This is a genomic window from Xanthomonas sp. 3498 (assembly GCF_014199795.1).
In the GTDB taxonomy this organism is placed as follows: domain Bacteria; phylum Pseudomonadota; class Gammaproteobacteria; order Xanthomonadales; family Xanthomonadaceae; genus Xanthomonas_A; species Xanthomonas_A rydalmerensis.
The window spans coordinates 216922-237773 of sequence record NZ_JACHOH010000007.1; the positions used below are offsets into that span (position 1 = coordinate 216922).

Annotated in this window: 18 protein-coding genes; 13 read left to right on the top strand and 5 right to left on the bottom strand. The window is 70.2% G+C overall.

Going from position 1 to position 20852, the window contains the following annotated elements; genetic code table 11:
* Positions 1 to 63: 63 nt before the first annotated feature.
* The 4 genes from GGR66_RS18330 to GGR66_RS18345 all read left to right on the top strand — a co-directional run bounded on the left by GGR66_RS18330 (position 64) and on the right by GGR66_RS18345 (position 4218).
* Positions 64 to 546 (top strand): hypothetical protein, encoded by a 483-nt coding sequence (locus GGR66_RS18330; RefSeq protein ID WP_255421774.1) that lies wholly within the window; start codon positions 64 to 66, stop codon positions 544 to 546.
* A 310-nt stretch (positions 547 to 856) separates the two neighbouring features.
* Positions 857 to 1345, top strand: coding sequence for a hypothetical protein (locus GGR66_RS18335; RefSeq protein ID WP_184449649.1), 489 nt, complete (start codon positions 857 to 859; stop codon positions 1343 to 1345).
* A gap of 51 nt (positions 1346 to 1396) precedes the next feature.
* A complete protein-coding gene (locus GGR66_RS18340; protein ID WP_184449652.1) occupies positions 1397 to 3274 on the top strand; it encodes a peptidoglycan-binding protein in 1878 nt (625 codons plus the stop codon).
* A 461-nt stretch (positions 3275 to 3735) separates the two neighbouring features.
* Positions 3736 to 4218 (top strand): Mpo1-like protein, encoded by a 483-nt coding sequence (locus GGR66_RS18345; RefSeq protein ID WP_184449654.1) that lies wholly within the window; start codon positions 3736 to 3738, stop codon positions 4216 to 4218.
* A 128-nt stretch (positions 4219 to 4346) separates the two neighbouring features.
* Here the strand turns inward: GGR66_RS18345 and GGR66_RS18350 are convergent, their stop codons facing one another.
* Positions 4347 to 5282 (bottom strand): NAD-dependent epimerase/dehydratase family protein, encoded by a 936-nt coding sequence (locus GGR66_RS18350; protein ID WP_184449656.1) that lies wholly within the window; start codon positions 5280 to 5282, stop codon positions 4347 to 4349.
* Between the two features lie 416 nt (positions 5283 to 5698).
* Between GGR66_RS18350 and GGR66_RS18355 the strand changes: the two genes are divergently transcribed.
* The 6 genes from GGR66_RS18355 to GGR66_RS18380 are packed head-to-tail and all read left to right on the top strand — an operon-like array spanning position 5699 to position 11602.
* The gene (locus tag GGR66_RS18355; protein ID WP_184449658.1) at positions 5699 to 8530 is read left to right on the top strand and encodes a monovalent cation/H+ antiporter subunit A; all 2832 of its coding nucleotides are present in this window, start codon (positions 5699 to 5701) and stop codon (positions 8528 to 8530) included.
* Positions 8530 to 8889 (top strand): Na+/H+ antiporter subunit C, encoded by a 360-nt coding sequence (locus GGR66_RS18360; RefSeq protein WP_184449660.1) that lies wholly within the window; start codon positions 8530 to 8532, stop codon positions 8887 to 8889. The genes GGR66_RS18355 and GGR66_RS18360 overlap by 1 nt, the downstream gene beginning before the upstream one ends.
* Entirely contained in the window at positions 8886 to 10448 is a 1563-nt protein-coding gene (locus tag GGR66_RS18365; protein WP_184449662.1) for a monovalent cation/H+ antiporter subunit D, read from the top strand. The genes GGR66_RS18360 and GGR66_RS18365 overlap by 4 nt, the downstream gene beginning before the upstream one ends.
* A 1-nt stretch (position 10449) precedes the next feature.
* A complete protein-coding gene (locus GGR66_RS18370) occupies positions 10450 to 10953 on the top strand; it encodes a Na+/H+ antiporter subunit E (RefSeq protein WP_160966393.1) in 504 nt (167 codons plus the stop codon).
* Positions 10950 to 11234, top strand: a complete 285-nt coding sequence (locus GGR66_RS18375; protein WP_184449664.1) for a K+/H+ antiporter subunit F — start codon at positions 10950 to 10952, stop codon at positions 11232 to 11234. Before GGR66_RS18370 ends, GGR66_RS18375 begins: the two co-directional genes overlap by 4 nt.
* On the top strand, positions 11231 to 11602 hold the full coding sequence (locus tag GGR66_RS18380; RefSeq protein ID WP_184449666.1) for a Na+/H+ antiporter subunit G: 372 nt from the start codon (positions 11231 to 11233) through the stop codon (positions 11600 to 11602). The genes GGR66_RS18375 and GGR66_RS18380 overlap by 4 nt, the downstream gene beginning before the upstream one ends.
* Positions 11603 to 11737: 135 nt before the next feature.
* Here the strand turns inward: GGR66_RS18380 and GGR66_RS18385 are convergent, their stop codons facing one another.
* Entirely contained in the window at positions 11738 to 12688 is a 951-nt protein-coding gene (locus tag GGR66_RS18385) for a calcium/sodium antiporter (protein WP_184449668.1), read from the bottom strand.
* A 214-nt stretch (positions 12689 to 12902) separates the two neighbouring features.
* Between GGR66_RS18385 and GGR66_RS18390 the strand changes: the two genes are divergently transcribed.
* From GGR66_RS18390 to fhuE, 3 genes are all read left to right on the top strand, one after another.
* Positions 12903 to 13997: a catalase family peroxidase gene (locus GGR66_RS18390; protein ID WP_184449670.1), complete on the top strand. Its 1095-nt coding sequence runs from the start codon at positions 12903 to 12905 to the stop codon at positions 13995 to 13997.
* Positions 13994 to 14563 (top strand): cytochrome b, encoded by a 570-nt coding sequence (locus GGR66_RS18395; RefSeq protein ID WP_160966383.1) that lies wholly within the window; start codon positions 13994 to 13996, stop codon positions 14561 to 14563. Before GGR66_RS18390 ends, GGR66_RS18395 begins: the two co-directional genes overlap by 4 nt.
* Before the next feature lie 393 nt (positions 14564 to 14956).
* Entirely contained in the window at positions 14957 to 17113 is a 2157-nt protein-coding gene (gene fhuE, locus GGR66_RS18400) for a ferric-rhodotorulic acid/ferric-coprogen receptor FhuE (RefSeq protein WP_184449672.1), read from the top strand.
* A gap of 10 nt (positions 17114 to 17123) precedes the next feature.
* Here fhuE and GGR66_RS18405 read toward each other — a convergent pair whose 3' ends face one another.
* The 3 genes from GGR66_RS18405 to GGR66_RS18415 all read right to left on the bottom strand — a co-directional run bounded on the left by GGR66_RS18405 (position 17124) and on the right by GGR66_RS18415 (position 20773).
* Positions 17124 to 18815 (bottom strand): diguanylate cyclase, encoded by a 1692-nt coding sequence (locus GGR66_RS18405; protein ID WP_184449674.1) that lies wholly within the window; start codon positions 18813 to 18815, stop codon positions 17124 to 17126.
* A 103-nt stretch (positions 18816 to 18918) separates the two neighbouring features.
* Positions 18919 to 19521: a response regulator transcription factor gene (locus GGR66_RS18410; RefSeq protein WP_160966361.1), complete on the bottom strand. Its 603-nt coding sequence runs from the start codon at positions 19519 to 19521 to the stop codon at positions 18919 to 18921.
* Positions 19522 to 19573: 52 nt separating this feature from the next.
* Positions 19574 to 20773 carry a sensor histidine kinase gene (locus GGR66_RS18415; protein WP_184449676.1) on the bottom strand — a complete coding sequence of 400 codons (1200 nt, stop codon included), beginning with the start codon at positions 20771 to 20773 and terminating at the stop codon, positions 19574 to 19576.
* Positions 20774 to 20852 lie beyond the last annotated feature (79 nt).

Below are 20852 nucleotides of genomic sequence, written 5' to 3' on the forward strand. Positions count from 1 at the left end.
TGGCCAACTAGACTCGGTCATCCGCGCGAGCGCTCGTGCGTCCGACCTGATCAGGAGGATCCGTTGGCTACTGAACGCCCCATTCTGACCTTACTGGCCCTGGCAGCCGGCCTGGTCGCGTGCAAGGCGCACTCTGCCGGGTCCGATCCTGCTGCGACGACGCCAACGGCTCCACTGCGCCCCGCAGCCGCAGCCACGCCGCGCTGCCAGGACGCCGATTTCGATGCCTTCCTCAAGCGCTTCAGCGCCGACATCGCGGTCCAGGAAAAGGCCACCGCCGACCCGTTGATGATGATCCATATCGATCCGGACGCGCAGCCGGAGCCGGCACCGGTCACCCGCAACGTGCCGCTGGCCGAAGTCGAATGGCCGGTGATCCCGAACCTGGACGCGGCCCGCAAGGGTGGGCGCGAGGTCGTGGTGACGCAGAACGCCCAGGGCAGGCAGGTCATGGTGCGCATGCCCGATACCGGCGACCAGCAGGTCTACCAGTTCGCGCAGAAACCGTGCTGGACGCTTGTGAAAGTGGACGATCAGACGCTGTAACCAGCGCGCTCTGGCCACATGGCGCGGGCACTCCCTCAGCCCTGTGTTCCTTCACCAGGCTGTATCCCGCCCACGCTACATTTCCGCAATCCTGCTCACACCTGAGGTAAAAATGCGCTCGTCCCGTCCTTCCCGCGGCCTTGGCAATCGCGTTGTGTGGCCCGCCGTTTCCGTGTTGCTCCTTGCGCTGAGCGCGTGCAGCAATGGCCAGTCCGCCGCCCCTGCCGCCGTGGCTGCAGCCGACCCCGCGCCTGCCAAGCAAGCACCTCCGGCTACACCCCCACCTGCAGGCGCCACATCTAACGATGCAGTGCAGCAACTGCTGCAGTCGAGCGGCGTGCAGTGCGAAGACGGCAAAACGGCACGGAACTGTACAGCGGGCAATCTGGACGCGGGCGACTACTACGACGTCGAGCTGACCGCAGACTGTGGCGCGCAGGGATTCTTCGCGGGCGTTGCGGACGCCAAGGGCGCGTCTGCGCTGAATGTCGTGCCGACCACGGGAAGCCATGCCACACCGCGCGCCACCCTCTCGCAAGGCCAACTCGTCTGCGTTCAGGGCATCGCCCGCGCCGGCCAAAACCCCATGTATTACTACGTCGTCGCGATTCCTGCCGACAGCGTGGCGAAGTGCAAGGGCAATGCGCTATGCAAGCAGTATGGGGACCGTCCAATCCAGTGGACCTCCCCCGCAAATGGCGACGCCTGCCATGTCGCTGCGCCAGGTCGCTATGCCGGAAACTGCGCGCAAGGCTGGGTCAGCGCCAGTGCGCTGGATGTGTTTTCAGACGGAATGTAGCAACCGTTTCCACAAGCACGCGTGCTTGTCCAATCGCAAGGAGAGCAAGGTATGTCGGACCCCAAGATCACTCGACTCGTCAGCAGCGTCGGCACAACGCGCACAGTAGAGATGGACGATGGAAGTACCGTTAGCCGATCAGGCGGATCGGTGTCGTGGCGCAACAACAATCCCGGAAACCTCAAGTTCGAGTTCGCCGGCAGCGCAGACAAAACGGTGAACAACCCGCGTACACGCGAAGAGGCATTGCAGTCGGCGCAGGATCGATATCGCGGTGTCGTTGGTCTGGACCAATGGGGCAACGCCGTTTTCGAAAGCTATGAGGCGGGCCGTGCTGCCAAGATCCAGCTGCTGGAGCGCCGCTTCGGCAACGACACCGTCGAACAGATGCTGCCGCGCTACTCGAAGGCCGATTACAGCGGCACCACGCATCATCGCGAACAGGCCGCCACCATCTTCGCGGAGGGCGACCGTCAAGGCGTGGACCTGCGCAATAAAACGGTCGCGCAGATGAGCGAGCGCGAACGCGAGGCGCTGGCCGACGGCATCAGGCGCTTCGAAGGCTGGCGGGCGGGCGACGTCACGGTACAGACGCCCGCTCGGACCGCGGCACAAACCACCACGCAACCGCAGTCCCAAACTACGCCAGTTGCGTCGAACCCCGCCCCAGCCGCGTCCAGCACCCCTAGCGCGGCGGTCTACAACGAAGCGTACCAGCACTTCTTCAACGAGGGCCGGCGCTACGAGTACGGTCGTCCGGACCACCCCAGGCCGGGGCGCGACAGCAGCCGCCTTGAGCGTGATGGCGATGGCGACGGTCGCCTTGGCGTGGACTGTTCGGCCTTCGTCTGGCGCGGGCTCAAGAACGCTGGCTACGACGTACCGGGCGAGAACGCCGCAGGATTCACGACCGCCAAGCTTTTCAATGGCTCGCAGGTCACGCCGTATGCGCGCGAGCATTTCGATGTCACCTCCGCGGCGGAGGCGCGCAAACCCAATGGCTCGTTGCACCAGGGCGATCTGCTGCTGTTCCCTTCGCCAAACGGACAACACATCGGCATCTTCAAGGGGTACGACAAGGCCGGAAACATCCAGTTCATCGGCTCGCAGGGCAGCACCGGGCCGGCGGAGGTCACGATTCGCCCAGGCGGCTACTGGGATGGAGGCAGTACCCGTATCGTCGGCGCGTTGACCCCCAAGCCGGAATTCCAGGTTCGCGCTCCACTGCATGGCAATGGCGAGGTTCCTGCACGGCAGGCATCCGCCGCACCTGCAGAAGCACACGGCGCCAAGAGTGCGGCCATGGCCGATGGCCTGCTCAAGCAGGGCGAGCGCGGCAATGACGTGGAAGCGTTGCAGCGCCAGCTCAACCGCATCGGCGTACGCGACGCACAGGGTAAGGCGTTGGCCGAGGATGGACGCTTCGGCGAGCATACCCGCGAGGCGGTCCTTGCCTTCCAGAAACAGCGCGGCCTCACCCAGGACGGCATCGTCGGCCGCGATACCCGGGCCGGGCTGGCGGCCGCCGAGCCTGCGCAGGCCAAGCCGGCGAACGGTCCGCAGCTCGGCGAGCCGGGGCATCCGGATACGCCGCTGTACGACAAGATGCGCACGGAAGCCGATCGCGGTGCGGAGAAGGCCAATCCGCCGCACGCCAAGCTGTCGAACGAAGCAGTAGCCAACCTCACCCTGCAGGCCAAGCAGGCCGGGATCGATAGCCCCGACAAGCTGAAGGAGGTCAATGTCGCCAACGACAAGGCCTTCGTCGCCGGGACCACGCCGGGCTTCCGTGCGGTGGTGGACCTGCAGCAGCCGGCACCGCCGCTGGAGCAGACCAGCGCGCAGTTGGCCCGCCAGTCCGCACAGCAGCAGGAGTCGGTGCAGCGCGAACAGCAGCAGGAGACGAACAGGAGCATGGCGCGCGCCTGAGCCGCCAGGCCGTGGCGGGGCGGTCGTGCCGACAGCGCGATCGCCCCTGCTCGGCGACTCCACCGCTTGCCTGCGACGACCGCTCAGGCGGCGCCCGACGCCTCTAGGACGCCGTTCGTCGAAACGAAAAAAGCACCTCTCATCCCCTGCATCCGGCACGATCGAACCAGATGCAAGTTGCCTTGTGAAAGCGACGGGGCGTCCCCGGTAAAGCCCGTCGCGGTTGACGCCGCTCCCACAGGACATTGCCCGAAGTTTTGGGACCCCGAAGGTCGCTCCGCTGGGGACGGCTGCATGCGTGCTGCGCTGGGCGAGGACATGGACGGTGTCGGGCGCGACCAGCAAACGGGCAAGGCGTCCGTGCTGCTGGCAACGGCTGCCCGCGTCGCCGGATGCACGGCCCGGTGTCTCCGCATCGCACCGACGATGGCGCTATGCTGGGCCGGTTCCTGGGAGGGAAGATGGATACCACCGCCTACGCGCGCCCGATCGACCGCTATTTCGCCAGCTATTCCGACGATCACCGCAATGCCGCCAACCAGCGCATCCACCTGGTCGCGGTGCCGGCGATCCTGTGGTCGGTGGTGGCGCTGCTGTGGTGCATCCCGGTCGGCGGCACCTGGTTCCAGAGCGGGCTGTGGGCGGCGCTGGGCATGTTTGCGGCGTGGATGTACTACAACCGCCTGTCGCGTCCGCTGGGCTACGGCATGCTGGCAGCGTTCTTCTTCTGCGGCTGCCTGTGCCGGCTGCTGGAAGCGCACCTGGGCCTGCAGGGGCTGCTGTGGCTGGCGATCGGCGTGTTCGTGGTGGCCTGGATCGCGCAGTTCATCGGGCACGCACTGGAAGGCCACCGACCCAGCTTCCTCACCGACCTGACCTATCTGCTGATCGGCCCGGCCTGGGTGCTGGCCAAGCTGTACCGGCGCATGCACTGGCGCTACTGAGCGCGACCGCCCCACACCGCAGCACAGCCGCCGGGTACGCGCGGACGCTGCCCGGACCTCCCTCCCCTCGTTCGCCGCGGCGCCTGCGCGCCGTCCGCACCCAGCTGACGCGTGCGCGCGACGCGGCGTCAGCCCTGCTTCGCCGTGTCCCCAAGGTCCAGGCCCAACATCGCCGCATCCGGCGCGAAGGCGCACGGTGCGTAGCCGAAATCCTGCCGCGCCGGTTGCAGATCGAATGCCAGATCCTCGCGCATGCGCTGCAGCGCGGCGCGGTTCATGCCCTGCAGGCGGCCGCAGGCGTGGGCCAGCGCCAGCGTCGACGCGAACAGCGTATGCGGCAGCGTCAGCAACCGCGCTGGCGGACGCAGTACGGCCAAGACCCGCCGCACCATCTCGCGATAGGGGAGCGTCTCGCCGCCACCGAGGGCGTAGCTGCGCCCGTGCGTGGCCGGATGCGCCAGCACCGCCAGCGCCGCGTCGGCCAGGTCCTGCACGTGCACCGGCTGGCGCAGGCCGCTGGCGCTGCGCGGCAGCACGAACCAGCCGGTGCGCCGCGCCAGTGCCGCGATCGCGCTGAGGGTGCGGTCGCGGCCGGCGCCGTAGACCAGGGTCGGCCGCAGCACCGTCGCCGCCGCGCCGCGCTCGGCCGCGACCGCGAACACGATGGCCTCGGCTTCGCGCAGGCGCCGGGCGACGTCGCGCTCGGCCGGATCCAGCGAGTCGCGCTTGACCTCCAGGCTGGTGGAGCCGAACGCGACCACGCGCGCCGCGGCGACCGGCGCGCGCCGGTACCAGTCGGCGAAGGCGTCCAGCGGACCGCAACTGAACACCACGTCGGCCGCCACCGGCGGCGCCTGCAGCGCGCTGAGTTCACCGGCATGCCAGTGCAGGCCGGATTGCGGCGCGCGCGTCTGACGGGAGTAGGCATGCACCTCCCAGCCGTCGGCCAGCAAGCGGTGCAGCAGGCGCTCGCCGATCTGGCCGCTGCCGCCGAACACCAGCGCGATGCGCGGCGAGGCGACGGACGGAGGGGAAGCGGACGCAGCGGCAGGCGAATCGGTCATCGACACAGGATAGTGCGTGCACGGCCGTTTGCGGCCTGGAGCATGCGGGATCGGGCCGCTGCACAGCACGCCACGGCGGATGGAGGCGCGCGATTACGCGGCGCTGGCATACGCAATCGCCCACGATCGCCACGCTCACGGCGCCCTCGCCCTACGCCGCACGTGCCCGCATCGAGAGCGACAGGCGCCTCTGCTGCAGAACATGCCCACCCACGGCAACGCTCGTGCCACACGCATGGCGCACGCCATGGACGGTCGGCATTCGACAGCCCCATGCAACGCGTACTCGCAGGCACATCACCTGCCTGCGGCTACGCTGTGCGCATGACCGTGCACGCCTTTCGTTCCCGCGCCGGCCACCGCCGTGACGCGCCTGTTACACTCGGGCTCCTGCTCGCGAATCTCGTATTCCCTGCATGATCCCAGCCCTCGACCTCCTGCTGGCCTTGCCGTTTCTGATGGCAGTGGCCGTGGTTGCCCTGCGCCACCGCTCGCGTGCCACCCTGGCCTGGGCCGCGGCGCTGGCGCCGTTGGCGGGCTTGGCAATATTGGGCGCGCTGACGCCGACCGTGCTCGAGGGCGGCATCGTCCGCGCCGACCACGCCTGGCTGCCGCAGATCGGCCTGCAGTTCTCGTTGCGCCTGGACGGCCTGGCCTGGATGTTCGCCGGTCTGGTGCTGGCGATCGGCGCGCTGGTGGTGATGTACGCGCACTACTACCTGAGCGCGCGCGAGAACGCGGCGCGCTTCTACGCCTATCTGCTGCTGTTCATGGGCGCGATGCTGGGCATGGTGATCGCCGGCAATCTGTTGCTGCTGATGGTGTTCTGGGAACTGACCAGCATCAGTTCGTTCCTGCTGATCGGTTTCTGGTCGCACCGCCAGGACGCGCGCGACGGCGCGCGCATGGCCCTGGTGATCACCGGCGGCGGCGGCCTGGCGCTGCTCGGCGGCGTGCTGCTGCTGGGGCGCATCGTCGGCAGCTACCAGCTCGACGCGGTGCTCGCCGCCGGCGACGTGATCCGCGCCAGCCCGCTGTATCCGTGGGCGCTGGGGCTGGTTTTGCTCGGCATCTTCACCAAGAGCGCGCAGTTCCCGTTCCATTTCTGGCTGCCGCATGCGATGGCCGCGCCCACCCCGGTGTCGGCCTACCTGCACTCGGCGACGATGGTGAAGGCCGGCGTGTTCCTGTTGGCGCGGCTGCATCCGGCGCTGGCCGGCAGCGACCTGTTCTTCTACACGGTCAGCGGCATCGGCGCGGTCACCCTGCTCACCGGCGCCTGGTTCGCGATCTTCCAGCACGACCTCAAGGGCCTGCTGGCGTATTCCACGATCTCGCACCTGGGCCTGATCACCATGCTGTTCGGGCTGTCCACGCCGATGGCGGTGGTGGCCGGCGTGTTCCACATCCTCAACCACGCGGTGTTCAAGGCCTCGTTGTTCATGGCCGCCGGCATCATCGACCACGAGACCCACACCCGCGACATGCGCCGGCTCGGCAACCTGCGCCGCTGGATGCCGATCACCAGCGCGCTGGCGATCACCGCCTCGCTGTCGATGGCCGGCATCCCGCTGCTCAACGGCTTCCTGTCCAAGGAGATGTTCTTCGCCGAGGCGCTGGGCGCCGACGGTCCGGCGGCGATGCGCCTGTTCACCGCGACCTCGGCACTGCTGGCCGGCGTGTTCGGCGTGGCCTACAGCCTGCGCTTCGTCTACGAGACGTTCTTCGGCAAGGGCCCGCGCGATCTTGAGACGATGCCGCACGAGCCGCCGCGCTGGATGAAGATCCCGGTGGAGATCCTGGTGCTGGTGTGCGTGGCGGTCGGCATCGTGCCGGCGCTGACCGTGGCGCCGGTGCTGCGCAGCGCCGCCGGCGCGATCCTCGGCGACGCCCTGCCCGATTACAGCCTGGCCGTCTGGCACGGCTGGAACGCGCCGCTGGCGATGAGCATCGCCGGCGTGGTCGGCGGCGTGGCGCTGTATTTCGGCCTGCGCCGGTTGACCGCGCTGTACACCGAGGTGCGGCACTCGCTGGGCAAGCGCGTGTTCCACTGGCACGTGCAGACCCTGTTCGGCGTGGCCGCGCGCTTCACCCGCGTGCTCGCCAACGGCAGCCTGCAACGCAGTCTGCGCTGGCTGGTGCTGGCCGCGGTGGTGGTGGTGGCCGCGCCGCTGTTGAACGCGCCACCGTTGTGGCAGCAGTGGCCGGCGCCGCAGGGCATGCCGCTGCTGGGCTGGGGCCTGTGGCTGCTGATCCTCAGTTGCGCGCTGTCCACGCTGTTCCTGTACCGGCAGCGCCTGCTGGCGGTGCTGGTGCTGGGCGGCAGCGGGCTGGGCGTGAGCCTGGTGTTCGTGTTCCTGTCGGCACCGGACCTGGCGCTGACCCAGTTGTTGGTGGAGATGGTGACCCTGGTGCTGATGCTGCTGGGCATGAACTACCTGCCCAAGGCCTCGCCGCTGGAACCGCGGCGCTGGCGCCGCTGGCGCGATGCGGCCTTGGCGATCGTCGCCGGCGGCGGCATGGCGCTGCTGGCGTATTCGGTGATGACCCGGCCGGCGACGACCATGGCCGGCGAGTTGCTGCAGCGCGCGCTGCCGGAAGCCTACGGCCGCAACGTGGTGAACGTGATCCTGGTGGACTTCCGCGGCTTCGATACCTTCGGCGAGATCACCGTGTTCGGCATCGCCGCGCTGGTGGTGCACGCGCTGCTGCGGCGCGCGCGGATGGCGCCGGAGAAGGTGATGCCCGGGCCGCCGATCAAACTGCCGGTGCCGGCCGACCTCGCGCAGCTGATGTTCCCGCTGACCCTGACGGTGTCGATCTTCCTGTTCCTGCGCGGCCACAACGCGCCCGGCGGCGGCTTCATCGCCGGGCTGGTGCTGGCGGTGCCGCTGCTGATGCAGTACGTGATCCAGGGCGCGGCCTCGGTGGAGTCGCGCTTCGGCTTCGACTACATCCGCTGCATCGGCCTGGGCCTGCTGCTGGCCACGCTGGGCGGCATGGCCTCGATGCTGTTCGGGGTGCCATTCCTGACCAGCGGCCATCTCGACCTGGCGCTGCCGCTGATCGGCAGCGTGCCGCTGGCCAGCGCGCTGATCTTCGATACCGGCGTGTATCTGGTGGTGTTCGGCGGGACCATGCTGTCGCTGTCGATGATGGGCACCATCAAGCCCTCGCGCACCCGCGATTCGCAGCGCGGGCAGATCGACCCGGCGCAGCGTTCGCCCATCACCGGAGAGATGCACTGATGGAACTGGCACTGGCGAGCGCGATCGGGGTGCTGACCGCGGTGGGCGTGTACCTGCTGCTGCGGGCGCGCAGCTTCGACGTGATCCTGGGCATGACCGTGCTGTCCTACGCCACCAACCTGCTGATCTTCGCCGGCGGCCGGCTGGTGCAGGGCAAGGCGCCGGTGCTGCGCGACGGCGTCGCCCCGACCCTGGCCGAGCACGCCGATCCGCTGCCGCAGGCGCTGGTACTGACCGCGATCGTGATCGCCTTCGCGATGACCGCGGTGAGCATCGTGCTGGCGATGCGCAGCCGCGGCGACAACCACAGCGACCACGTCGATGCGCACCAGGATCCGACCGAGGGCCAGGCGCCATGACCCATCTGCTGATCCTGCCGATCCTGATCCCGTTGCTCGGCGCGGCGCTGTCGCTGTTCGTGGAGCACCGCCGCTACGGCCGCAAGGTGCGCCGCGTGGTGGCCTGGACGGCGATGACGGCGCTGGCCGCGACGGTGCTGGCGCTGTGCGTGCAGGTGAGCGACGGCCAGGTCCACGCCTACCTGCTCGGCGACTGGCCCTCGCGGCTGGGCATCGTGCTGATGGCCGACCGCCTGTCGGCGTGGATGCTGGCGACCACCACCCTGCTCGCCGGCGCCTGCCTGCTGCACGCCTGCGCCGGCTGGGACCGGCGCGCGCCGCATTTCCACGCGCTGTTCCAGTTCCAGCTGGTCGGCCTCAACGGCGCGTTCCTGACCGGCGACGTGTTCAACCTGTTCGTGTTCTTCGAGGTGATGCTGATCGCCTCCTACGGCCTGCTGCTCAGCGGCGGGCGCGGCCTGCGCCTGCGTGTGGGTTTCCACTACGTGGTGTTCAACGTCACCTCCTCCACCGTGTTCCTGATCGCGCTGGGCCTGCTGTACGCGCTGCTCGGCTCGCTGAACATGGCCGAGCTGTCGCAGCGCGTGGCGCAGGCGCCGCCGCAGAACGTGGCGCTGATCAAGGCCGCGTTCGGCCTGTTGCTGCTGGTGTTCTGCGCCAAGGCCGCGCTGCTGCCGCTGTACCTGTGGCTGCCGGAAACCTATGCACGCGCGCCGGCGGCGGTGGCGGCGCTGTTCGTGATCATGACCAAGGTCGGCCTGTACGCGGTGCTGCGGGTGAGCACGCTGATCCTCGGCAACCAGGCGCAGGCGCTGGACGGCTATGGCCGCGACTGGCTGCTGTGGCTGGGCCTGGCGACGCTGCTGCTGGCCGCGCTGGGCGTGCTGGCGGCGGTGCGCCTGCGGGTGCTGATCGGCTACCTGGTGATCGTGTCGGCGGCAACGCTGTTCGTGGCCTTCGCCCTGGATGCGCCCGGCACGCTCGGCGCCGGCTTGTACTACCTGGCGCACAGCAGCTTCGTCGCCGCGGCGTTGTTCATGATCGCCGACCTGATCCGGCGCCGCCGCGGCGGCGCCAGCGACCGTAAGGAGATCATCGCGCCGCTGCCCGGCAAGACCGTGCCCGGCGTGCTGTTCCTGATCGCGGCGATCTCGGTGGCCGGGCTGCCGCCGCTGTCCGGCTTCCTGGCCAAGGTGGCGATCCTCAGCGCGACGCCGGGCGGGCTGACCGGGCCGGTGTGGGCCGCGGTGCTGCTCAGCAGCCTGATGGTGATCATGGGCCTGACCCGCGGCGGCGTGCGCCTGTTCTGGCGCGTGCCCGGCGACCAGGAGACGGCCGAGGACGATACCGTGGAGCTGCCGCGCCCGGCCCCGCGCAAGGCGCCGGCGCGGCCGCTGGAAACCGCCGCCACCGTGCTGCTGCTCGGCTACGGCGTGGCGATGACCGTGGCCGCCGGGCCGCTGCTGCGCTACGGCGAGGCCGCCGCCGCGCAACTGCTGCGCCCGGCCGACTACACCACCCAGCTGCGCGGCACCGCGCCGATCCTGCGGGAGCCCTGACATGTCCGCCCGTCCCTGGTCGCGCCGCCTGTTCCCGTCCTGGCCGTTGAGCCTGACCGTCACCGCGTTCTGGCTGCTGATGAGCGACAGCTTCAGTCTCGGCCAGCTGCTGCTGGGCGCGATGCTGGGCGTGGCGGTGCCGCTGTTCGCCGCGCGCCTGGACCGCGAGTTCGCGCGCATCGGCTCGCTGCGCTCGGTGCCCAAGATGCTGTGCGTGGCCGCCTGGGACATCGTGCGCTCCAACGTGGTGGTGGCGCTGCAGGTGCTCGGCCCGGAGAAGCGGATCCACCCCGGTTTCATCTGGGTGCCGCTGGACATCGCCAACATCCACGGCATCGCCGCGCTGACCAGCATGATCACCCTGACCCCGGGCACGGTGTCGGCGGCGCTGTCGGACGACCGCAAGTACCTGCTGGTGCACGTGCTGCACCTGGACGATGCCGAGACCGTGATCCGGCAGATCAAGACGCGCTACGAGGCGCCGTTGATGGAGATCTTCCCATGACCAGCCACATGTTCATCGAGACCACGATCGACGTGTGCATGCACGTGGTGGCGCTGGCGATGCTGCTGGCGCTGTGGCGGCTGCTGCGCGGGCCGACCGTGCCCGACCGCATCCTGGCGCTGGACACGCTGTCGGTGACCGCCATCGCCGAGCTGATGCTGTTCGGCATGTACCTGGATTCGCCGGTGTACTTCGAGGCGGCGCTGATCATCGCCATGCTCGGCTTCGGCAGCACCGTGGTGCTGAGCAAGTTCGTGCTGCGCCGGGACATCGTCGAATGATCGCCGCACTGCAGGTCGGGCTGTCGCTGCTGTTGATCGTCGGCTGCTTCTTCATCCTGGTCGGCGCGCTCGGGCTGGTGAAGCTGTCGGACTTCTTCAAGCGCCTGCACGCGCCGACCAAGGCCAGCACCCTGGGCGTGGGCTGCGTGCTGCTGGCCTCGGTCGGCTACCACCTGTTCCTGGGCCAGGACCCGCAGCCGCGCGAACTGTTGATCACCGCGTTCCTGTTCATCACCGCGCCGATCAGCGCGCACATGATGGCCAAGGCGGCGCTGTCGTTGATGCTGAAACAGCGGCCGCAGGTGCCGGGCAGCGACCACGCCGATCAGGAAGGGCTGCCGCCGCCGGAGCAGCCGGAGGAGCGCTGAGCGCGCAGGTCTGCGTAGGAGCGGCTTTAGCCGCGACAGGCTTTAGCGGGAACGCCCGTCGCGGCTAAAGCCGCTCCTCCGACTGAAGCCAGCCGCTTTTTCCAATCCCCACTCCCGAATCCCCACTCTCGGCACTCAAGCCACCAACGCCAACTCCAGGCCCACCCAGGCCAGAAACGCCACCAGCAGCACCGCACCTTCGCCGCGGCTCAAGCGCATGTCGCCGCGCAGCATCGGGTATAGCACCACGGCCAGCGCAATCGCCGCCGGCAGCTCCAGCCGCACGAAGGAGGCCGGCAACGGCAGCGGCCGCAGCGCCGCCATGCCGCCGATCACCACCAGCAGGTTGAACAGGCTCGAGCCCAGCACGTGGCCGACCACCATGTCGCCCTGGCCACGGCGTGCCGCGGCCACCGCGGCGGCCGCTTCCGGCAGCGCGGTGCCGATCGCCACCGGCAGCAGGCCGACCAGCAGCGGCGACAGGCCCCAGGCCGCACCCAGCTGCGGCGCATGCGTCACCACCAGGTTGGCGCCGGCGTTCAACAGCACGATGGCGATCAGCAGGCGCAGTAGGTTGAGCACCAGTCCGGTGCGGGTCACCGCGTAGCCGGACACGCCGAGCTGGCGCGCGGCCGGTTCGTGACGCGCGCGCAGCAGCAGGAACGCGACCACGCCGACGAAGGCCAGCAGCAGCGCCACGCCTTCCACGCGCGAGATCGCCCCATCCAGGCCGAAGCCGATCAGCGCCAGCGTCGCCAGGGTCAGCAGCACCAGCAGCGGCGGCAGCAGACGGGTACGCAGCAGCAGCGGTGCCGCCAGCGCCGCCAGGCCCAGGGTCAGGCCGAGATTGGCCAGGTTGCTGCCGACCGCGTTGCCCAGCGCCAGATCCTGCGCGCCGGCCGCGTAGGCGCGCACATTGACCGCCAGTTCCGGCAGCGAAGTGCCGAAGGCCACCAGCAGCAACCCGGCCACGAACGGCGAGGCGCCGCAGCGCTGGGCCAGGCCGGAGGCCGCTTTCACGATCGAGTCCCCGCCCAGCGCCAGGAACGCCAGCCCCACCAGTACCCACCCGATCGCACCGACCATCGCCGACTCCTGCCCGCAAGATGCGGCGATTCTATGCGCAGCGTCGATGATGCCGCCGTGGTCGTGCCACCCCGCCGCTCATGGCACGCTACGGCGGCCGACCGCGCGCAGCCGCCCGCCACGACTGCACCGCGTTCATGCCCGACCGTGTCTGCTAGCGCCTGCCACGCGCCCGACCGCGTCCCTCCCTCGCCATCGCCACAGGAGCCGCCCCATGTCCCGTCCCGATCCCACACCGCCGCGGCGGCCCTGGCTGGCGCTGGCGGGCATCGCCGCGATCGCCGCCGTGCTCGCCGCCGCCTTCGCCTGGAGCGCCGGCTGGCTGGGCGGTCCGCAACGGCTGACCGCGCAACGCATGACCGACGCCATCGAAGCCGGCGGCCCGCCGCATCCGGGCTTCCGCCGCGCGCACAGCAAGGGCGTGTGCGTCAGCGGCCATTTCGAGGGCAACGGCCAGGGCAGCGCGCTGTCCTCGGCGCGGGTGTTCGCGCAATCCTCGGTGCCGGTGCTGGGCCGCCTGTCGATCGGCGGCGGCGACCCGCACGGCGCCGACGGTGCGGCGCGCGTGCGCAGCATGGCCCTGCAGTTGCGCAGCGACGACGGCCAGGAATGGCGCACGGCGATGAACAGCTTCCCGTTCTTCGTGGTCGCCAGCCCCGAGGGCTTCATGGCGCAGACCCTGGCCGCACAACCCGACCCGGCCACCGGCAAGCCGGACCCGGCGAAGATGGCGGCGTTCGTGCAGCGCTACCCGGAGGCGAAGAAGTTCCAGGAATGGGCCAAGACCGCGCCGTGGTCGAACAGCTGGGCCAACACCCAGTACAACGGCGTCAACGCGTTCCGCTTCACCGCCGCCGACGGCAGCACGCATGCGGTGCGCTGGTCGATGCGCCCGCAGACCCCGTTCGCGCCATTGTCGGCCGAGCAACGCGCCAAGGCCGACGCCGACTTCCTCAGCGAGGACCTGCAGGCGCGGCTGGCACGCGGGCCGCTGCGCTGGGACCTGGTGCTGACCGTGGCCGCGCCCGGCGACCCGGTCGACGACCCGTCGCAGCCGTGGCCGCAGGACCGCCAGCAGGTGGTCGCCGGCACCCTGGTGCTGGACCATGCCGAGCCGCAGGCCACCGGGCCGTGCCGCGACCTCAACTACGATCCGCTGATCCTGCCGCGCGGCATCGCCGGCTCGGACGATCCGATCCTGGCCGCGCGCTCGGCGGTGTACTCGCAGTCCTTCAACCGCCGCGAGCGCGAGATCGCCCACGGCCATGCCCCCGATGCCACCGGCACGCCGCATGGAGGTGCGCAATGAACCGCGACGACCGCTCCGCGCATTTCAACCTGCCCGCGCGGGTGCTGCACTGGCTGATGGCGGCGATGATCCTGACCATGCTGTTCGTCGGCGTGGGCATGGTCGCCTCGGTGTCGCAGCGGCCCTGGCTGCTGGACCTGCATCGCCCACTGGGCATCGCGATCCTGCTGCTGGCGCTGGTGCGCCTGGGCAACCGCCTGCGGCACCGGCCGCCGCCGCTGCCGGCCGACCTGCCGCGCTGGCAGCAGGCCGCGGCGCATGCCTCGCACTGGCTGCTGTACGCGCTGATGCTGGCGATGCCGCTGCTGGGCTGGTCGATGCTCTCGGCCGGCGGCTACCCGATCGTGCTGTGGCCGGGCATGCAGTTGCCGCCGATCGCCCCGCACAGCCCGGCGCTGTACGCCTGGCTGCGTAGCGCGCACGGCTGGCTGGCCTACCTGCTGTTCGCGACGGTGCTGGCGCACCTGTGCGCGGCGCTGTTCCATGCCTGGGTGCGCCGCGACGGCGTGTTTTCGAGCATGGCGCGCGGCCCGGCGACGCCAGTCGCGCCGCACGACCAGACGTAGTCCCCCGGACACGCAGGCGGGGCCGCGCGAGCGTCGCCTGCCGCGCACGCAGGCACCGCCGCCGCGCCGCACTGGCCCCGCTCGCGCGCAGCGGCCGCCGCGGGGTCGCCCTGCAGGGCCGCGCCAGGCATTTGTGTCGGCAACGACATGGTCCCGGCATCGGGCCGCCGTTACACTTGTCGGCGGACGGGCACGCTCGTCCGCCCCCAGTTCTTCCCGCGCGCCGGTCGTCCCCATGGGAATCCGGCGCCGCGACCGCGCCAGCCAGCGCCGATGGTCCGCAGCCGCCACGCCGGCCTGCGGGCGCCCGCGCCAAGCCAGCTCACCATCCGATCGTCGTCCGGCGCTGCGTCCGCGCCGGCGATGGCCATGCCTGCTGCCTTGGAGTCCGCGATGTCCCGTGTTGCCCCCGCCTGCCGTTTCCCGCGCCGTTCGGCCCTGGCCGTCGCCAGCCTGCTGGCCGCCATGCCCGCCTTCGCGGCGTCGACCACCGCCGACAGCGCCGACGACACCGAACGCGACGTCACCACCCTGGACAAGATCAGCGTCAAGGGCGAGCGCGCCGAGGGCTACAGCGTGCGCAAGACCAGTGCCGGTACGCGCTTCGAGCTGGCGCCGCGGGAGATCCCGCAGTCGGTAAGCATCATCAGCCACCAGCGCATCGAGGATCAGGGCCTGGACGACATCATCGACGTGCTGGAGAACACCACCGGCGTGTCCAGCACGCGCTCGGACAGCGAGCGCTTCGAGTTCTACGCGCGCGGCTTCTACATCGACAACTACCAGTTCGACGGCATCCCGACCACGATGGTGCAGAACTGGAGCTACGGCGATTCGGCGCTGGACCTGGCCCTGTACGACCGCGTGGAGGTGGTGCGCGGCGCCACCGGCCTGCTCACCGGCGCCGGCAACCCCTCGGCCTCGGTCAACCTGATCCGCAAGCACGCCGACAGCGCCGAGCTGACCGGCAGCGTCACCGTCAGCGCCGGCAGCTGGGGCCGCACGCGCTCTACGGTCGACGTCACCACCCCGCTCAACGCCAGCGGCACGGTGCGCGCACGGGTGATCGGCAGCTACCTGGATACCGATTCGTACGTGCAGCGCTACAGCCAGCGCAAGTCGCTGGGCTATGCGGTGATCGATGCCGACCTGACCCCGGACACGCAGCTGAGCGTGGGCTACGACTACCAGAACAAGCAGTCCGACGGCGTCACCTGGGGCGGCTTCCCGCTGTGGTACGCCGACGGCAGCCGCACCAACTATCCGCGCTGGTTCAACCCGGCCGCGGACTGGACGTTTTGGGACACCACCAGCAAGCGCGCCTTCGCCACCCTGCAGCACGCCTTCGGCAACGGCTGGCAGCTCAAGCTCAACGCCACCCACGACCAGACCGACGTCACCGACAAGCTGTTCTACCCGTACTACACGATCTACGGTTTCGACCGCCAGACCGGCGCCGGCGTGGTGCCGTATTCGGGCTACTACATCATCGGGCGCAAGGTCGACGGCCTGGATGCCTACGCCGAAGGCCCGTTCCAGCTGGGCGGGCGCGAACACGAACTCATGGCCGGGCTCAGCTACAACCGCCGCCGCTACGTGAACACCGGCGCGTTCGACTTCCCCGGGCCGCTGCCCAGCTACCTGGGCTGGACCGGTGCGTATCCGGAACCGGCCTGGTCGCCGATCAGCGAGTTCAGCCGCGGCACCGTCACCCAGAAGGCCGGCTATGCGGCGGCGCGATTGTCGCTGGCCGATCCGCTGAAGTTGATCGTGGGCGCGCGCTACACCGACTGGAAGGTGGACGGCGCCGAGAGCGGGGTGGGCTATGTGCTGCACCAGGAGAAGACCACGCCCTATGCCGGCCTGGTGTACACGCTCGACGACGTCTGGTCGGTCTACGCCAGTTACACCGACATCTTCCAGCCGCAGACCGCGCGCACCGCCAGCGGTGCCTACCTGGACCCGGTGATCGGCAAGAGCTACGAGGCCGGGATCAAGGGCGCCTGGTTCGACGACCGCCTCAACGCCGCGCTGTCGGTGTTCCGCATCGACCAGGACAACGTCGCCCAGGCCACTGCCGGATTCGTGCAAGGCACCACCGAGACCGCCTACGTCGCCGCGCAGGGCACGGTCAGCCGCGGTTTCGAGCTCGAGCTCAACGGTGAGCTGGCGCCGGGCTGGAACGCGACCTTCGGCGCCTCGCGCTACGTCGCCAAGGACGTTGCCGGCGCGGACATCAACAGCCAGCTGCCGCAGACCACGCTCAAGCTCTACAGCAGCTACACGCCACGCAGCCTGAGCGAACTGACCTTCGGCGGCGGCGTCAATTGGCAGAACCGCATCTACTACGTCGACCCCACCTATGGCCGCTTCGAGCAGAGCGGCTACGCGCTGGTCAGCGCCTTTGCGCGTTACCGCTTGTCGCCGGCGTTCTCGGTGCAGCTCAACCTCAACAACCTGCTCGACAAGCGCTACTACGCGCAGATCTACGGCTACGGCGCCTGGGGCGAACCGCGCAGCGGCGCGCTGAGCTTCAGTTGGTCGTTCTGAGCCAGCGCGGTCAGGCCTCGACGACGCACAGCGGCACATCGCCGGCGGCGGCGACGCGGTTGCGGCCGCTGCGCTTGCCGCGGTACAGCGCCGCATCCGCGCAGCGCAGCAGTTCCTCGGTGCTGCGGCCATGGTCCGGATAGGCGGCCACGCCGATCGACACGGTCACCGGCGGCAGCGCCTGGCCCTGGTGCTGCACCTGCAGCGCCGCCACCGCGGCGCGGATCTGCTCGGCGCGACGCTGCGCCGCGGCGGCGCTGGCGCCGGGCAGGATCACCGTGAACTCTTCGCCACCGTAGCGGCAGGCGATGTCCTCCGGCCGCACCAGCCCGGTCAGCAACTGGCCGAACGCGGCCAGCAAGGCGTCGCCGCCGGCATGGCCGAGGCGGTCGTTGAGCGCCTTGAAGTGGTCCAGGTCCAGCATCATCAGCGCCAGCGGCTGGTCGCGCCGCTCGCAGCGGGCCAGCTCGCGCACCAGCGATTCTTCCAGATAGCGGCGGTTGTACAGCCCGGTCAACGGATCGCGGATCGACTGCGTCTGCAGGCGCTGGCGCAGTTGCAGGTTGTGCAGCGCCATCGCCAGTTGCTCCGCCACCACCTCCACCAGGTGCAGCCGTTCGAGCAAGCCCGGATCGCGGCTGGACAGGTGGATCAGCCCCAGCGGCTCGCCCTGCACCATCATCGGCACGCAGGTGCCATGCCGCGTGGCGCCGGCGGCGTGCGCGCAGGCCGGCGCTGCGCCGGGCCGCTGGATCTGGGTGGCGCGGCGGCGCAGGCCTTCGCAGCCGCTCAGCGTCAGCGCCGGCGCGCACACCGCATCCTCGCCCCAGTGGGCCACGCAGACGGCCTGCTCACCCGTCGCGTCGGTGCAGTACACGCTGCAGCCGGCGTCGCCGAGCAGGCGTTCCAGCGCCTGCCGTGCGACCTCCACCGCCTCGTCCTGCTGCACGCAGCTCTGCAGCCCACGGCTGCACCGATTGAGTGTGCGCAGATCCTGTTCGGTGCGCTGCATCTGCTGCACGGTGCCCACCAGTAGCGCATTGGCATGGTGGCCGCGCTGCTCGGCCTGGCTGCGGCGGCCGATCTCGCGGCGCAGCAGCAGGTACAGGCCCAGGGTCAGCGCGCACACCGCCGGGATGCCGACCACCGCCAGCCGGCGCAGCAGGTCGGCGTTGGCGGCGGTAGAGCGGGCGCTGCTGGCCAGCGCCGCGCGTTCGCTGCGCACCATGCTGTCGGTGTTGCGACGGATCGCCTGCGACAGCGCGCGGCCGTGCCGCGCGCGTTCGGGGTCGGGTTTGAGCAGGCCCGCGTCCTTGCCCTGGAAGCGGGCCACGGCGCGCGCGCTGTCGCGCATGCGCGCCTGGATCTGGGCCCGGACCTCCTGAAACCGCTGCTGCTGGGCCGGCTTGCCCTGCAGCAGCGTGGCCAGCTGCTGCAGCCGCGGCGGCAGCGCGCGCTGGCACTGCTGGAAGTCGACCAGATGTTCGCGGGTTTCCAGCAGCAGGAAGCCCCGCAGCGAGGCATCGCAGTCGGCGAGGTTGAGCTGCAGGCCATTGATCTCGGCGATGACCTGGTGGCTGCGCTGCACCGCGGCGGCATCGTCGAGGAAGCGCTCGCTGCCCACCAGTACCCCGCCACTGATGCCCAACAGCAGCAGCAAGGCCAGCGGCACGCCATAGCGGTTGATCGTGGTGGAATGCATGGCGTCGGCCAGTGGGAAGGAGGGAGGCCGCGCGCACCCCGCACGGCGCTGCGCAGTCAAGCGCAGGGAGCCATGCAAATTCCGGGCCGAACCGCGTGTGGCGTCACAGCCAGCCCTTCTGCCGGGCCAGCCGCGCCGCCTCGATGCGGTTGCCGACCCCGAGCTTGCCGATCGCCTCGGACAGGTAATTGCGCACCGTGCCCGCCGACAGTCCCAGCTGCGTGGCGATATCGCCGGCCGAGGCGCCCTCGCCGGCCAGGCGCAGCACCTGGCGCTCGCGGTCGTTGAGCGGGTCGGCCTCGGACCAGGCTTCCAGCGCCAGTTCCGGATCGATCGCGCGGCCGCCGCGGTGCACCTGGCGGATCGCCTCGATCAGCCGCTGCGGCGGCGCATCCTTGAGCAGATAGCCGCCGACCCCGGCGTCCAGCGCGCGCCGCAGGAAACCGGGGCGGGCGAAGGTGGTGACGATGATGACGCGCACCGGCAATTGCTGGCGCTGGATGCGCTGGGCCAGTTCCAGGCCGCTGAGGCCGGGCATCTCGATATCGGTGACCAGCAAATCCGGCGCATGCGCCTGCAGCGCGCGCCAGGCGGCCTCGCCATCGGCCGCACTGGCGACCAGGTCCAGATCCGCTTCCAGGCCCAGCAGTGCGCCCAGCGCACCGCGCACCATCGCCTGGTCCTCCGCCAGCACTAAACGAATCACGGCACCCCCCGGTCCTTGTCGGCCCATTGTAGTGCCCGGCCCGGGCCGGCGCTCAGCCGAGCGCGGCGTCCTGGTCCGCCGGGGCCTGCGTCCGCGCCGCCAGCGTGGCCTCCGGCACGGCCACCTCGGCCCGCGGCAACGGCGCGGCGGCGACCAGACAGGTGCCCAGGCCGCGCTCGGAGGCGATGCGCAGGCTGCCGCCCACCGCCTCCAGCCGCTCGCGCATGCTGCTCAGCCCGGTGCCCGGCTGCAGCGCGCCGCCGCGGCCGTCGTCGCGCAGTTCCAGCAGGGCCTGGCCACGCTCGCACCACAGCCGCAGCTGCGCGTTGCGGGCAGAGGCATGGCGCTGGATATTGGTGGCGGCCTCGCGCAACACCAGCGCGAACACCGTCTCCAGCTGCGGGCACGGCGGCAACGCCTCGACCTGGTAACGGAAGGTCACCCCCGACGATTCCAGCAGCAGCTTGGCCGAGGCGATCTCCGCCGCCAGCTGCGCCGCACGGATGCCACTGACCGCGCGTCGCACCTGGCCCAGCGCCTCGCGTGCGACCTGGCCCACCTCCTCCATCTCGCGCTGCGCTGCGGCGGCGTCGTGGGCGAGCAGGCGCGTGGCCAGGTCCGATTTCAGCGCCACCAGCGACAGGGTGTGGCCGAGCAGGTCGTGCAGGTCGCGGCCGATGCGCTCGCGCTCGGCCACCGCCGCCAGGCGCCGCACTTCCTCGTGGCTCAGGCGCAGTCGCGCCTCGCCGCGCGCACGCCGCTCGAAACTGATGTTCATCAGCCCCACCGACAGGCCCACCACCACCGCGCTGACCATGTACAGCGGCGACCAGCCACGCAGCGTCCACGCCAGCGCGAACACCGCCAGTACCAGCAGCATCACCACCACCGCACGCACCGGCTCCAGGCAGAACGCCAGGAACGCACAGGCATAGATGATGTAGCACTGCGCACCAGGGTTGTACGGCAATAGCACCAATGCCAGCGCCGTCATGCCCGCCACGCACCAGGGCAGGTAGCGCCGGTGGCGGTAATAGGCCACGTAGTACAAGGCGAGGAACACCGCATAGCTGACCAGGGTCGGCGCGACCCAGTTGCGGAAGTAGTGCGGTTCGTACAACGGGGTGACGAACAGCCAGATCGACCACACCAGCGACAGCCACACGAACCAGTGGGTGCTGGACTTGGCCGAGCTCCAGCCGATGCGGCGGGCGATCAACGAGTCGGGCGAGGCGTGCAGCAAGGCGATCACGTCGGGCTCCCAGGGCGGCACGGCTGCCGCGGCGCATAGCTTAGCGAAGGCGGCGGCGCCGGGATCGGCAGGGCGCACC

Excerpts from the sequence above, each read along its gene's own strand:
- GGR66_RS18390 (WP_184449670.1), top strand. The coding sequence starts at position 12,903 with ATGTCCCGTCCCGATCCCACACCGCCGCGGCGGCCCTGGCTGGCGCTG.
- GGR66_RS18395 (WP_160966383.1), top strand. The coding sequence starts at position 13,994 with ATGAACCGCGACGACCGCTCCGCGCATTTCAACCTGCCCGCGCGGGTG.
- GGR66_RS18385 (WP_184449668.1), bottom strand. The coding sequence starts at position 12,688 with ATGGTCGGTGCGATCGGGTGGGTACTGGTGGGGCTGGCGTTCCTGGCG.
- GGR66_RS18345 (WP_184449654.1), top strand. The coding sequence starts at position 3,736 with ATGGATACCACCGCCTACGCGCGCCCGATCGACCGCTATTTCGCCAGC.
- fhuE (WP_184449672.1), top strand. The coding sequence starts at position 14,957 with ATGTCCCGTGTTGCCCCCGCCTGCCGTTTCCCGCGCCGTTCGGCCCTG.
- GGR66_RS18365 (WP_184449662.1), top strand. The coding sequence starts at position 8,886 with ATGACCCATCTGCTGATCCTGCCGATCCTGATCCCGTTGCTCGGCGCG.
- GGR66_RS18350 (WP_184449656.1), bottom strand. The coding sequence starts at position 5,282 with ATGACCGATTCGCCTGCCGCTGCGTCCGCTTCCCCTCCGTCCGTCGCC.
- GGR66_RS18355 (WP_184449658.1), top strand. The coding sequence starts at position 5,699 with ATGATCCCAGCCCTCGACCTCCTGCTGGCCTTGCCGTTTCTGATGGCA.
- GGR66_RS18380 (WP_184449666.1), top strand. The coding sequence starts at position 11,231 with ATGATCGCCGCACTGCAGGTCGGGCTGTCGCTGCTGTTGATCGTCGGC.
- GGR66_RS18405 (WP_184449674.1), bottom strand. The coding sequence starts at position 18,815 with ATGCATTCCACCACGATCAACCGCTATGGCGTGCCGCTGGCCTTGCTG.
- GGR66_RS18375 (WP_184449664.1), top strand. The coding sequence starts at position 10,950 with ATGACCAGCCACATGTTCATCGAGACCACGATCGACGTGTGCATGCAC.
- GGR66_RS18370 (WP_160966393.1), top strand. The coding sequence starts at position 10,450 with ATGTCCGCCCGTCCCTGGTCGCGCCGCCTGTTCCCGTCCTGGCCGTTG.
- GGR66_RS18340 (WP_184449652.1), top strand. The coding sequence starts at position 1,397 with ATGTCGGACCCCAAGATCACTCGACTCGTCAGCAGCGTCGGCACAACG.
- GGR66_RS18360 (WP_184449660.1), top strand. The coding sequence starts at position 8,530 with ATGGAACTGGCACTGGCGAGCGCGATCGGGGTGCTGACCGCGGTGGGC.